Here is a 12,529-nt window from a genome sequence, read left to right on the forward strand (position 1 = left end):
CCTGTGCCGGAAGATCGGACACGTGGTGAAGAAAGGCGCGCATGCGACGCGCGCCTCATCTGATGTATCTGCCGCTTACGGCGCGACCGGCTTGCCGGACGCGTCCTTCACCTTCTGCTTCCATTGCGAGCGGATTTCAGCCGTTACCGATTCCGGCAGCGAAATATAGTCGAGGTCGTCGGCTGCCTTGCTGCCGTTCCTGAACGCCCAATCGAAGAACTTCAGCGTTTCGGCGCCTTGTGCTGCTTTGTCCTGCGTCGTATGCAACAGCACGAACGTCGCGCCGACCACGGGCCACGCGTTCTTGCCCGGCTCGTTCGTTAGGATCTGATAGAACGACTTCGACCAGTCGGCGCCCGCCGCCGCGGCCTTGAATGTGTCGGTTGCCGGCTCGACTATGGTGCCCGAAGCATTTTTCATCGACGCGTAGGTCATGTGGTTCTGCTTCGCATATGCCCACTCGACGTAGCCTATCGCGCCCGGCAGACGCTGAACGAACGCGGCAACGCCGTCGTTACCCTTGCCGCCGGTGCCGGTCGGCCAGTTCACCGTCGCGCCTTCGCCCACTTTGGATTTCCACTCCGGATTCACCTTGGACAGGTAGTTCGTCCAGATGAAGCTCGTACCCGAACCATCGGCACGACGAACCACGGCAATGTCGGTATCCGGGAGCTTGACTTTCGGGTTCAGCGCGGCGATCTCGGGATCGTTCCACTTCTTGATCTTGCCCAGATAGATGTCGCCGAGCACTTCACCCGACAGCACCAGTTCGCCAGCCTTCAGTCCCGGCACGTTGATGGCCGGCACCACGCCGCCGACCACCGTGGGAAACTGGAACAGGCCATCTTTGGCTAATTCGTCGTCTTTCAGTGGGGCGTCCGAGCCGGCGAAATCCACCGTTTTGGCGATGATCTGCTTGATCCCGCCCGACGAACCAATACCCTGATAATTGACTTTGCCGCCGCCCGTTTTCTGATAGGCATCGGCCCATTTCGTATAAATCGGCGCAGCAAAGGTGCTGCCCGCGCCGGTGATGTCCGCGGCGTGCGCGGCGCTGGCACACAACGCACATAGAATCAGCGTAAGTTGCTTGAGATTCATGTCGAGACTCCTTGTGGCGATAGGATCGCCTTAGATGGCCTGCAACTTAAGGGTGAAATATGACGTTCTCGTGACCGCTCGAATTAAATGATTCGACTGCTGAACGTTGAGGATCAGCCGGATCGACGTGGCGAGCCCTGCCTGATTAACCATCTTCCGATCGGTCGCGATATGCTCAGGCCTTTGATTGCGGTTCAATTCGGGCGACGCCTGGCGCAGGCGTGGCGTGGCGATCGCCGCAGTTCCAATGTCGGCCGCAAATTGCCTGATATGCCAATTCCCGCACGGGAAGCAAACGCTGAATGACCTATGAAATCTGACCTGCTACTGCAAACCTACGGTGCGGACTCGTCCGGGATCGTCTGTGGCTTTCTCTTTTCGTCGACGCGCGCCGGGCGGTCTGTCGATGCGGATGAAGTCGTCGAATGGCTGCAGGCGCACGACGCGAATGGCCCAGCGAGAGAAGGCAGCGAGTTCCTCTGGCTTCACTTCAATCTGGCGCACAGTGCGAGCGAACGTTGGATGAGGACGCAACTCGATTTGCCGGAGACTTTCTTCGACGCTTTGCGCGAGGGCTCGCACTCCACGCGTATCGAACATGCTGATGGCGCGTTGCGCGCGGTCGTGAACGACGTCATGTTCAATCTCGAGTTTATTCCCTCAGAAATCGCGACCCTGTGGATTTACGCGAATCAGCGGATCATCGTGACCGCGCGACTCAAGCCACTGCGTTCGGTAGACCGATTGCGCGCATCCGTTCGGGAAGGGGAGGTATTCAGGTCTCCCGCGGAATTGCTGGTTCACCTGATGCGCGATCAGGCCGACCTGCTCGTGCAGATCGTCCGGCGCACCAGCGCCGACGTCGACCGGATAGAGGATCGATTCCTGTCGCAGCGGCCGACGCAGAACCGGATCGATCTGGGCGCCATGCGTCGTATGCTGACGCGCTTGCAACGCATGCTCGCACCTGAACCCGGCGCGATCTTCCGGCTGCTGGCGAGGCCGCCGCGCTGGCTTCACTCAGAGGACGTGCAGGATCTACGCGAGTCGACGGAAGAGTTTTCGGTGGTTCTCTCGGATGTCGCCGGGCTAATCGAACGGGTCAGGCTGTTGCAGGAGGAAATCATTTCCCGGCTGGAAGAGCAGAACAATCGCACGCTCTTCACGCTGACACTGGTCACGGTTCTGGCTATGCCGATCAATATCGTCGCAGGCTTTTTTGGCATGAATGTGGGCGGTATTCCGCTCGCTGAAAACCGGCACGGTTTCTGGGTGATGGTGTTGCTCGTGGCCGGATTCACAGGACTGGCCGGATGGTGGGCATTTCGCCGGCGCAAGGAACGGTAGGGCAAGCCAACTGCGTGGCAGTGCGTCCGGTTTCGGCATTCGCGGCGCCTGCACGCAGGCGCCGTTAGCTCATGTCGGAGCCGGAATGCTCGCTGGCCAGCATGTCGCCGACAGCGCGCAACGAGGCGTCGGCGCTTTGCATGTGATGGCCTCTGAGGTACCTCAGATACGCGATCGCATCGTCTACTACGCCGCACTCGCCGAGCCGATCCCTGTGCGCCAGAAGTAGCGATTCGCTCGAAACGATGTCGTTGAGTTGTCCTAGTTCATCCTGCATTTGCGTGAGTTCGACGATGCCGATCCCACTCCCGCCATCGATCAGAGGCGCGAAAAACTCCAGCAGATAACGCACTTTCTTCGCTGCGATCCGGACTTCGTGAAACCCGGCGTATCCGTGGTGCTGATCCATAAGCAGACGCTTCATCCGTTTTCGCAGCGCCTTTTTCGCCGTTGCGATACGGTCCGCAGCGAATTCCGCAAGCGGTTCGTCAAACGCGCGAGCGTCGAGTTGCAATATTAAGCCCGCGATTCCCTGCGCCAATATGGCTTCGACGTTCGCGGCGGCTATCGTTGCGCGACTGTGCAGAAGCGCATCGCCGCGCAGCAGATCGACACGTTCAACGAGCGCCGCAAAAGGTTGCGGCATCTGCATGTCATCTGCCAGTAAGTGCTTCAGGATATCCCAGTCACGTGTCTGACCGGCGGAGTCAGCCAGGGCCTTGAATTCGCGTCGCTGCCGTCTTGCCTGCGACCCGTCGATAAGCGGATCGTAAGCCCACCACAGCGAGCGCAGACGACGCAGCACGACACGAAGTTTGTGAGGACTTTCCGGATCGGCGCTCCTGCACAAGTTGCCGACGCGTAGCGCCACCTGCGCGACCAGCGTCGAGAAGGCCGCGGCTGGCGACATGTCTGCCGAAACCGTGCCGGTGCGTCTGTCGGCATTCTCCGAAGTCCGTTCTTGTGCAGAAGCGACGTCACGCATGGGTGGTGTGGAGTTCATCGGCTCGAGTCGCGTGAGTCCCAAAGCGGACGGAAGTGAGGTGAACGTAAGGTGGCGCGTGGCAGGCGCGCCTCGCAAATTGCGATATCAATCCTACAACGTATCAATTTTCACGACCATGCCGGCACTGGGCGGGAAGCAATGCGGCCATGATAGAGCGATTCAATTTGCCTCCTGACGCACAGCGTCCTGTAATGGGGAGAGTTGGTTTTTCAGCGCTGTGCTTGCCCGCGTTTCCAATTGGCATGTTGCAGCGCGACGGCAAACCGGTGGAAAGAGAAAATTCAATAAAGTCCGCCAGCAAATAGTTTCTTCACGCCACGCGTCGTTACTCGGCGAGCTTCACTTCATGAGCTTCAACAACAAAAGTTAAAGTGAGGTCTTTCGTGAGCTATACACAAACACTGTTGACCGGTGTGGTCGGCGCTCTATTGGCGGTCACGGCGCACAGCGCCGACATTACCGGCGCCGGCAGCACCTTTGCCGCGCCGATTTATACGAAATGGGCCGGCGCATACCAGCAGGCGGGCGGCGGCACGGTGAGCTATCGCGGTGTCGGGTCGACTGAAGGGGTGAAGGAAATCATGGAGAGCCAGGTTGATTTCGCCGGATCGGATGCCCCGCTGAGCGACGACGAACTTGCCAGGAACGGCCTGCTCCAGTTTCCAATGGTGATTGGCGGCGTCGTGCCGGTCGTCAATTTGCCCGGTATCAAGCCGGGGGAGTTGATTCTCTCCGGGCGTGTGCTCGCGGATATCTATCTTGGAAAAATCATCAACTGGGATGCCCCGGCCATTGCCGCCATCAATCCCAGGATCAAGCTGCCCGATACGCCTATCGCCGTTGTCCGCCGCCTTGACGGTTCAGGTACCACGCTGATCTGGACGCACTATCTGGCGCAGGTCAATCCTGAGTGGAAGAGCCGGATCGGCGAAGGGACTTCAGTGCGCTGGCCGCGCGGCATAGGCGGAAGAGGTAATGAAGGGGTGGCTACCTTCGTACAACATCTGCCCGGCGCAATCGGCTATGTTGCGTGGGATTTCACGAAGCAGAATCATATGTCGTATACGGCCATGGAAAATGCCTCGGGTGCCGTGGTTCAGCCTGGACCGGAGACATTCAAGGCGGCCGCCGCGAGCGCGGACTGGTCCAGATCTCTCTTCCCAATCCTGGCCAATGAGCCGGGCGCGAACGCGTGGCCTGTGGTCGGCGCGACATATGTATTGCTTCACAGCACGCCGAATAAACCGGAGCGCAGCGAGGCGACACTGAAATTTCTGGAGTGGGCGCTGACCAATGGCGGCCAGGCCGCGGAGGATCTGGACTATGTACCGCTGCCGCCGCCGGTGGTGAGCGAAATTCGCACGCAGTTGCATGCGCGGGTGAAGAATCCGTCGGGTAAGGCAATCGCCGGCGAATGAGTTCAGGTCTTTCACCGCTCAAAGCATTGCGCGGTGACGAGTATGCGCTGACTCCCCCCAGCCTTCTGCGGGTAGCTGAATACGGGCGGGGTGCGCCCGCTCAAGCGCCAGCGGACGCCTCCAGTTCCGCAAGCCGCTTGCGCAGCAGGCGATCTTCCTGAAAGCGGCTGGTTTCGTCGCGGATCACGGCGACGATACCGGTGAGTTCATTTTGCGGCGAATGCAGCAACGCCACCGTGAAGGCAATCGACATGGATCGCCCGTCCTTGTGCATGGCGGGAACACGCAACACGTCGTTGCCGTAGCGAGTTGCGCCTGTTGTCATGGTCTTGTGATAGCCGTCCCAATGGCGGCCGCGCAGCCGTTCCGGAATGATCAGGTCCAGCGAATTGCCGAGCGCCTCGTCTTGCGTAAAGCCGAACATGCGCTCGGCCGCGGGGTTCCAGAATGTGATGCTGCCCTGGGAATCCGAAATGATGACCGCGTCGCCGATTGCGTTGGCAAGTTGCTGGAAGTCGATCGCATTTTGCATGGCGCTCCCCGGATGTGAAAACACGGATGCATGAACAGGATACGACTCCGCCAGCGGCGCCGTATCCGCCAGGCCCGAGCCGATGGCCGGGCTTGCCTCGCACCATTAAACCGCCTTGACTTCGCGCAGGTTGAAGATTTGCTGCTGGCTGTAGCCAAGGCTCGCCAGCACCTCGTCGGTGTGTTCGCCGAGCAGCGGCGACGCGGTGACTTCCGGCTTCAGATCCGAAAACTTGATCGGGCTGCCGACGGTCAGATACGTGCCGCGTTTCTTGTGCGGTACTTCGACGATCGTGCCGCTCGCGCGCAACGACGGATCGTTGGCCAGTTCCTTCATGGTCAGCACTGGCGCGCACGGAATGTCGAACTTGCGCAAGATGTCGACCGCTTCGAACTTGGTTTTGTCGGCGAGCCAGGTTTCGATGGTCTGGAAGATATCGAAGATATGCGGTTGACGTGCTTCCGCAGTCTTGTAGGCCGGGTCGTCGATCCACTCGGGCTTGCCGAGCGCCTTGCAGATCGGCTCCCACGCATGACCCTGAATCGTGAAGTAGATGTAGGCGTTCGGATCCGTTTCCCAGCCTTTGCATTTGAGCACCCAACCCGGCTGGCCGCCGCCGCCCGCATTGCCGCCGCGCGGTACTACGTCACTGAATTCGCCGTGCGGATATTGCGGATATTCCTCGAGATAGCCAACGCGTTCCAGCCGCTGCTGGTCACGAAGCTTCACGCGGCACAGATTCAGCACGCTGTCCTGCATGGACACCGCGACCTTCTGGCCCTTGCCGGTTTTGTCGCGGCCCAGCAGCGCGGTCAGAATGCCGATGGCCAGATGCATACCGGTATTGCTGTCGCCGAGCGCGGCGGCGCTGATGGTGGGCGGACCGTCCCAGAAGCCGGTGGTGGAGGCCGCGCCGCCTGCGCATTGCGCCACGTTTTCGTAGACCTTCAGGTCGTCATAGTGGTGACCGTCGCTGAAGCCTTTCACCGAGGCGACGATCATCTTCGGATTGAGTTCATTCAGCCGTTCCCACGAAAAGCCCATGCGGTCCAACGCGCCCGGGCCGAAGTTCTCCACTAGCACGTCGGACTCGCGAATCAGTTTTTCGAGTACTTCCTTGCCTTCGGGTTTTTTTGTGTCCAACGTCAGCGACTTCTTATTGCTGTTGAGCATCGTGAAGTACAACGCGTCGGCGTCGGGAATATCGCGCAACTGATTGCGCGTCACGTCGCCCGAACCCGGCCGTTCAACCTTGATGACGTCCGCGCCGAACCAGGCGAGCAACTGGGTGCATGCAGGGCCGGCTTGAACATGGGTGAAGTCGATGATCCGGATGCCTTCGAGAGGTTTGGTCATGTTGGTAACTCCGTGGTTGCACTGATTACTTTTTCATCGCCGCGCTTTGCGGATTCAGATTGGTCAGTCGGCCGCTTTCGGTGCCCGCCGCTTCGTCGATCACCGCGTTGATCAGGCTCGGCTTGCCCGACGCGATCGCTTCGAGCAGCGCCTGCGTCAGTTCTTCCGGCGTGCTCGCGTGATAGCCGATTCCGCCGAATGCCTCGATCATCCTGTCGTAGCGTGCGCCTTTCACGAACACGGTCGGCGCGACGTCCTTGCCGCCGGTCGGGTTCACGTCGGTGCCGCGATACACGCCGTTGTTGTTGAAGACGATCGTGCAAATCGGCAAGTCGTAACGGCAGATGGTTTCGAGTTCCATGCCGCTGAAGCCGAATGCGCTGTCCCCTTCGATCGCGACGACCGGTTTGCCGCTCGTCACCGCCGCGCCGATCGCGAAGCCCATGCCGATGCCCATGATTCCCCACGTGCCCGAATCGAAGCGTTTGCGCGGTTCATACATGTCGATGATGCTGCGCGCGTAGTCGAGCGTGTTCGCGCCTTCATTGACGACATTGATATCCGGGCGCGTTTTCAGCACGTCGCGGATCGCGCGCAGCGCGCTGTGGAAGTTCATCGGCGACGGGTTCTTGTCGAGCGTTGCGGCCATCTTCGCGAGATTCCTGTTCTTACGTTCGGCGATCGCACCGGTCCACTCGGCGTCCGGCTTCGTGAAGCCTGCCTCGATACCGGCACGAAGCGCCGCCACGCACGAGCCGATATCGCCGATCACCGGCGCGGCAATCGCCACGTTGCTGTCGATTTCGGTTGGCGAAATGTCGACCTGGACGAACTTCTTCGGCTCCGCGCCCCACGTTTTGCCCTTGCCGTGCGAGAGCAGCCAGTTCAGGCGTGCGCCGATCAGCACGACAACGTCGGCTTCCTGCAGCACGAACGAACGCGCCGCCGAGGCTGATTGCGCGTGCGTATCGGGCAGCAGGCCTTTGGCCATCGACATCGGCAGATACGGAATGCCGCTCTGTTCGACGAACGCGCGAATCTCCGCGTCGGCCTGCGCGTACGCGGCGCCCTTGCCGAGCAGAATCAGCGGCCGTTTGGCGCTCTTCAGCACATCGATTGCCCGCTTCACCGATTCCGGCGCCGGCAACTGGCGAGGTGCCGCGTCGATCACCCGTACCAGCGACTGCTGCGCTTTCACGGCATCCAGCGTTTGTGCGAGGAGTTTCGCGGGCAAGTCCAGATACACGCCGCCAGGACGCCCCGACACGGCGGCACGAATCGCGCGCGCCACGCCGATACCGATGTCTTCGGCATGCAGCACGCGATACGCGGCCTTGGCGTAAGGCTTGGCCGCATTCAACTGGTCCATCTCTTCGTAGTCGCCCTGTTGCAAATCGACGATCTCGCGCTCGCTGGAACCGCTGATCAGGATCATCGGGAAGCAGTTGGTGGTCGCGTTGGCGAGGGCGGTCAGGCCGTTCAGAAAGCCTGGTGCCGACACCGTCAGGCAGATCCCCGGCTTCTGCGTCATGTAACCGGAAATGGCCGCCGCGTTGCCCGCGTGCTGTTCATGACGAAAGCCGATGAAACGCATCCCTTGCGCTTGTGCAAGCCGCGCCAGGTCGGTGATCGGAATGCCGACCAGTCCGAAAATGGTGTCGATGTCGTTCAGTTTCAGCGCGTCGATGACGAGGTGGAATCCGTCGGTCGTTTCGGTCGCCTGTTGTTTCAACGTGTCGTCTGTTGTGGGCTGGTCGGCTTCTGCCATGACATCTCTCCTTATTGACGGGGCGTGATGGGGTATGTCGCGAGTGGGGCGCTCGCGTTGTCAGTCATTCGGGCGAGCCGCCGGAGGACGGCTGCAGTCGCGCTTCAGCGATCACCACGCCGGCTGGCGCGCCCGAGTTTTCGATCCAGCGCTTTCTCATGGGGGCGAGGATGAACTTCGCGGACACGGCCGCCGCGATCGACACCACGGCAGCCGCGATAAACACCGTGCTCCACCCGCCATTCGCCGACAGTACCGATGCGAGCGGCACCAGCATCGAAGCGGTGCCCTTCGCGGTATAAAGCGTGCCGGCATTAGCTGCGGCGTATTTGCTGCCGAACGTATCAGCGCAGGTGGCGGGAAAGATCGAGAAGATCTCGCCCCAGCACAGGAAGACAGCAGCCGCGAAGAACATGAATGCGTACGGGTTGTGGCCGAACTGCATCAATCCCAGCAATGCGACGCCTTCGCCGAGAAAGATCATGAACATCGTGTTCTCGCGGCCTATGCGGTCCGATAGAAAACCGCACAAGGGACGGGTGAAGCCGTTGCAGAGGTTGTCGATCGACAGCGTCATGGTGAGCAGCGGCAACGTGATGCCCATGAGATTCACCGGCAGTTTGGCAAAGCCGTATTCCTTCGCAATCGGCCCGAGCTGCGCGGTTGCAATGATGCCGCCGGCCGCGACGAATACGAACATCAGATACAGCACCCAGAAGAGCGGCGAACGGATCATCTCGCCAGGTGTGTAGTCGATCTTGCTTGCAACCACGCGTTTAGCGACGACTGCGGTGGCGGGCGGTTTCGGCCGTATCAGCATGGTGGCGAGCAACAGGATGCAGACGCCCTGGAAAATGCCGAAGAACATGAATGTATGCTGATAGCCGGAACGCTGGATCATGTCGGCGATGGGAACCACGGTGACGGCCGCGCCGGCGCCGAAACCTGCCGCAGTCAAGCCCGCCGCGAGACCGCGCTTGTCCGGAAACCATTTGAGCGCCGTGCCCACGCACGTGCCATACACGCAGCCCGCGCCGATACCGGCGATGACCGCCGCAACGTACAGCGTGGCCAGACTGCTGGCATGCGCGTCGATGATCCAGCCGAGTGCCGCGCACAGTGAACCGCCAATCACGACGGGGCGCGGCCCGAACTTGTCGACGAGCCAGCCTTCCACGGGCACGAGCCAGGTTTCGGTAACGATGAAGATCGTGAACGCGCTCTGGATCGCCGCTTGTCCCCAATGGTGGGCGTTGTCCATCGGGACGACGAACAGCGTCCACGCATATTGCAGATTTGCGACGAGCCCCATGCAGACGATACCGATCGCGAGTTGGATCCAGCGGTGATGTGTGAACGCGGTACGGCCTGTTTCCGATACATCGGAATGTCCCATGTCTGCGTCTCCTGTCTCTTCCGTCGCGCTCGAGCGGCACGCTGGACTTACATGATCGAATCGCTTCGTCGCCGGTTTGTTGTGCTGGCAACGAAGCGCCAATGGTCGGCCAGAAGGCGCTGCACTAACGGAAAACCCTTAGCCAGAGGTGCAGCACGTCTGAGGGGATGCTGCGCGAGAACAGCAATAAGGGAAAGTTAAAACATTTTATGGTTCGCATTAGGCATTCCTAATGGATGAGGCCCGAGCCTTGTCCAGAGGGCGCTCAGAGGCGTAACCTGCTCTGTCGCGGCGCAGATTTCGTTGCTGTTCCGGAGGTTGGGGTAAACCAATATATAAACAATGAGCTATTGTTTTTTGAAAAAACTTTAACTGTTGTTTATCTATGCGCGCTTCTATTCTTGGTCGTGCCACCTGCCTGAAGGAGATAACCATGAATCACGCTCAACCCAACGCTGGCGACAGCGCGCATGATGCTGAGATCGACGCGCAACTGTGCGCTTATAACGCCGCGTTCGACGAACTAGGCCTGCGCTTCCGCTGGGATACGCACACGCTGGCGTCGCTGGCAATGATCCACGGCGAACAGGCACAGATCGCCGCGTATATCGAATCGCACCATCGGCATTTGCTGAACGCCTATAGCGCTGAGTTTCTGAGCCGGGCCATTCTCGACAAGAAAAGCGCGCGCTATCCAGCGGCTTTGCCACGACGTATCGAAAGTGCGCCACCTTCGACACATGCGGTACGTCAGTCGGGGACGAGTAGTCAACGCGAGCGCGTTTCGTACGACATACAACTGCCGGCGCTGGCAGGCGTGTAGATGCGATGTGTCGCATGCACGCGTTCCGTATAGGGACGCGTGCCGTCGATCATGTGGACATGCCGTCCCAACACCTTCACTGTAAGGAGCGCGGCGTATTAGCCGTATGCAAATCCAGCGCTCGCGATCAGGATTGTTGATCTTGTGGTGGTCGTTGGCGATACGTCAGCGTGGTTTCGTCCCGGAGTGAAGCAGGACTTCAGGATTAAGTCAGATCCCGTGCATCCAGTGACGACACGAGACCTGAAAGCGCACCGTTCAGTTGCCGAAGTACGGCGTGCAGAAGCTGACCGGACCCACGCAGGTCGAATGCATCGCTGCGTGCGCCGGTCCACCTGACGACGAACTGCCGTCATGCGCCACACCGCCATAGCCCTGCGTAGCCTGTTGTTGACTGGTTTGTGCCGCTACCTTTGCCTCCGCAGCCAGGATATCGGTCGGATAGTTGGCGTCGTCGCCTTGGGCCGGGTTGTAGCCGGCCTGTTCGAGCTTGACCAGATCGCCGCGGACTTCCGCGCGTGTCACCGGAGCATTTGATTGCGCGAACGCGAATACCGGAGCGGACAAGGCGCTTGCGGCGAGGGCGAGATAGACAAGAGTTTTTTTCATGATTTGATACTCCTAAATAAATGTGAAGTTTGATGGCGAAGATTTAGCGTAAATACATGCGGCTGAATGTCGAACAGTCACCGGAGAAAGGCGCTCTCGGCTTTCTTGCGTGAGCGTCTGGAATCTATATTGCGACATTCAAGGTGACGTGACGCCCACCGGTTGATTACAAGATTGACAGAAAGCGCCAAAGCAATGTCTGCCGGTCGGCTTCAATGCCTTCGGCAGATCTTTCTCCTTCAACGATCCCGAAAGTTTCAGACGGTCCGCGCAACGGGAAACCAGCCCGCGACAAAACTCGTCCGGGACGTGTTTTAGACGCATTTGCGGCGAGGATGCCGCCCTGCAAACCGTAACTACCCACTTCGAAGCATGCACGGGTGGAATTAGCTCGCTGCAAGAAACAAACCGGAACGTCCGCGCAGTTACAAAATAGCGTTCGACATGCTCAATCAATGGCCCATGATGGAAAGGGCAATCTCGCTTCCTTTCCATGAGAGTGGTCCGTGATCAAGGTCGCTATATCCGATGCGCACGGCGTCGTGCGTGAGGGTTTGCACGCGATTCTTCGATGCTCTGGGGACTTCAGTGTCGTCGGGGAGGCCGTGGATGGTGCAAGCACGCTTGAGCTCGCGAGAACCACGGATGCGGCTCTTCTGACGCTGGGTCTTCTGATGCCTGGCATCCACGGTCTTGATCTCATTTCGCTGATCAAGAACGAAAATCCCGCGCTGCGTGTTCTCGTCGTAACGATGCGGGCGGAGGAATCCTTTGCGGCGCGTGCATTCAAAGCCGGAGCATCCGGGTATATCACTAAAAACTGCTCGGCCACGGAATTCCTCGACGCGGCGAGAAAGGTTGGTGCGGGAGGCGTGTATGTGAGTGTTGCAATGGCCGATGAGTTCGCCCACGGCTTGGCCGATATGGGTTCCGCATTGCCTCACCAGCGCTTGTCGGCCCGTGAATTCGAGGTGTTTCTACTGATTGCGGCTGGCGAATCGGTGGCCGGTATCGCCGAAAAGCTAGGGTTGAGCGCCAAGACTGTCAGTACCCACAGGACGAGAATTCTGGAAAAGTCGAGCCTCGCCAATGACGCGGCGCTTGTGCGATACGCGGTGCACCATAGCCTCTTTGAGGATGACAGCCGCGAAGCACTCTAAACCATTCACGGAG

The 12,529-nt window shown here is 59.7% G+C and carries 12 protein-coding genes; 5 read left to right on the forward strand and 7 right to left on the reverse strand.

Annotated elements, in window-relative coordinates:
* Positions 1 to 75: 75 nt before the first annotated feature.
* Complete coding sequence (gene pstS / locus PDMSB3_RS21590; RefSeq protein WP_007178891.1) at positions 76 to 1,101, reverse strand: phosphate ABC transporter substrate-binding protein PstS; 1,026 nt, start codon at positions 1,099 to 1,101, stop codon at positions 76 to 78.
* An 87-nt stretch (positions 1,102 to 1,188) separates the two neighbouring features.
* Here pstS (PDMSB3_RS21590) and PDMSB3_RS21595 point away from each other — a divergent pair, with 87 nt between their 5' ends.
* Both PDMSB3_RS21595 and PDMSB3_RS21600 read left to right on the forward strand, forming a co-directional pair.
* Positions 1,189 to 1,407, forward strand: coding sequence for a hypothetical protein (locus PDMSB3_RS21595; protein ID WP_165187643.1), 219 nt, complete (start codon positions 1,189 to 1,191; stop codon positions 1,405 to 1,407).
* Between the two features lie 3 nt (positions 1,408 to 1,410).
* Positions 1,411 to 2,448, forward strand: a complete 1,038-nt coding sequence (locus tag PDMSB3_RS21600) for a transporter (RefSeq protein ID WP_007178892.1) — start codon at positions 1,411 to 1,413, stop codon at positions 2,446 to 2,448.
* Positions 2,449 to 2,512: 64 nt separating this feature from the next.
* Here PDMSB3_RS21600 and PDMSB3_RS21605 read toward each other — a convergent pair whose 3' ends face one another.
* The gene (locus tag PDMSB3_RS21605; RefSeq protein WP_165187645.1) at positions 2,513 to 3,433 is read right to left on the reverse strand and encodes a CHAD domain-containing protein; all 921 of its coding nucleotides are present in this window, start codon (positions 3,431 to 3,433) and stop codon (positions 2,513 to 2,515) included.
* Positions 3,434 to 3,837: 404 nt separating this feature from the next.
* Here PDMSB3_RS21605 and pstS (PDMSB3_RS21610) point away from each other — a divergent pair, with 404 nt between their 5' ends.
* Positions 3,838 to 4,872, forward strand: coding sequence for a phosphate ABC transporter substrate-binding protein PstS (gene pstS, locus PDMSB3_RS21610; protein ID WP_007178894.1), 1,035 nt, complete (start codon positions 3,838 to 3,840; stop codon positions 4,870 to 4,872).
* 100 nt (positions 4,873 to 4,972) lie between these two features.
* Here pstS (PDMSB3_RS21610) and PDMSB3_RS21615 read toward each other — a convergent pair whose 3' ends face one another.
* From PDMSB3_RS21615 to oxlT, 4 genes are all read right to left on the reverse strand, one after another.
* The gene (locus PDMSB3_RS21615) at positions 4,973 to 5,404 is read right to left on the reverse strand and encodes a PAS domain-containing protein (protein WP_007178895.1); all 432 of its coding nucleotides are present in this window, start codon (positions 5,402 to 5,404) and stop codon (positions 4,973 to 4,975) included.
* A 105-nt stretch (positions 5,405 to 5,509) separates the two neighbouring features.
* A complete protein-coding gene (gene frc / locus PDMSB3_RS21620; RefSeq protein WP_007178896.1) occupies positions 5,510 to 6,760 on the reverse strand; it encodes a formyl-CoA transferase in 1,251 nt (416 codons plus the stop codon).
* 25 nt (positions 6,761 to 6,785) lie between these two features.
* Positions 6,786 to 8,528 carry an oxalyl-CoA decarboxylase gene (oxc, locus tag PDMSB3_RS21625; protein WP_007178897.1) on the reverse strand — a complete coding sequence of 581 codons (1,743 nt, stop codon included), beginning with the start codon at positions 8,526 to 8,528 and terminating at the stop codon, positions 6,786 to 6,788.
* Between the two features lie 64 nt (positions 8,529 to 8,592).
* Entirely contained in the window at positions 8,593 to 9,924 is a 1,332-nt protein-coding gene (oxlT, locus tag PDMSB3_RS21630; protein WP_007178898.1) for an oxalate/formate MFS antiporter, read from the reverse strand.
* Between the two features lie 433 nt (positions 9,925 to 10,357).
* On the opposite strand from oxlT, the gene PDMSB3_RS21635 reads away from it, so the two are divergent.
* On the forward strand, positions 10,358 to 10,747 hold the full coding sequence (locus PDMSB3_RS21635) for a hypothetical protein (protein WP_007178899.1): 390 nt from the start codon (positions 10,358 to 10,360) through the stop codon (positions 10,745 to 10,747).
* A 258-nt stretch (positions 10,748 to 11,005) separates the two neighbouring features.
* Here the strand turns inward: PDMSB3_RS21635 and PDMSB3_RS21640 are convergent, their stop codons facing one another.
* On the reverse strand, positions 11,006 to 11,356 hold the full coding sequence (locus tag PDMSB3_RS21640) for a DUF4148 domain-containing protein (RefSeq protein WP_007178900.1): 351 nt from the start codon (positions 11,354 to 11,356) through the stop codon (positions 11,006 to 11,008).
* A 506-nt stretch (positions 11,357 to 11,862) separates the two neighbouring features.
* Between PDMSB3_RS21640 and PDMSB3_RS21645 the strand changes: the two genes are divergently transcribed.
* Positions 11,863 to 12,516, forward strand: coding sequence for a response regulator (locus PDMSB3_RS21645; protein WP_007178901.1), 654 nt, complete (start codon positions 11,863 to 11,865; stop codon positions 12,514 to 12,516).
* Positions 12,517 to 12,529: the final 13 nt, after the last annotated feature.

Origin of the sequence: Paraburkholderia dioscoreae (assembly GCF_902459535.1) — a bacterium.
GTDB classification, from domain to species: domain Bacteria; phylum Pseudomonadota; class Gammaproteobacteria; order Burkholderiales; family Burkholderiaceae; genus Paraburkholderia; species Paraburkholderia dioscoreae.

Coding starts and splice junctions, on each gene's coding strand:
- pstS (WP_007178891.1), bottom strand. CDS start 1,101: ATGAATCTCAAGCAACTTACGCTGATTCTATGTGCGTTGTGTGCCAGC.
- PDMSB3_RS21595 (WP_165187643.1), top strand. CDS start 1,189: ATGATTCGACTGCTGAACGTTGAGGATCAGCCGGATCGACGTGGCGAG.
- PDMSB3_RS21600 (WP_007178892.1), top strand. CDS start 1,411: ATGAAATCTGACCTGCTACTGCAAACCTACGGTGCGGACTCGTCCGGG.
- PDMSB3_RS21605 (WP_165187645.1), bottom strand. CDS start 3,433: ATGCGTGACGTCGCTTCTGCACAAGAACGGACTTCGGAGAATGCCGAC.
- PDMSB3_RS21615 (WP_007178895.1), bottom strand. CDS start 5,404: ATGCAAAATGCGATCGACTTCCAGCAACTTGCCAACGCAATCGGCGAC.
- frc (WP_007178896.1), bottom strand. CDS start 6,760: ATGACCAAACCTCTCGAAGGCATCCGGATCATCGACTTCACCCATGTT.
- oxc (WP_007178897.1), bottom strand. CDS start 8,528: ATGGCAGAAGCCGACCAGCCCACAACAGACGACACGTTGAAACAACAG.
- oxlT (WP_007178898.1), bottom strand. CDS start 9,924: ATGGGACATTCCGATGTATCGGAAACAGGCCGTACCGCGTTCACACAT.
- PDMSB3_RS21635 (WP_007178899.1), top strand. CDS start 10,358: ATGAATCACGCTCAACCCAACGCTGGCGACAGCGCGCATGATGCTGAG.
- PDMSB3_RS21640 (WP_007178900.1), bottom strand. CDS start 11,356: ATGAAAAAAACTCTTGTCTATCTCGCCCTCGCCGCAAGCGCCTTGTCC.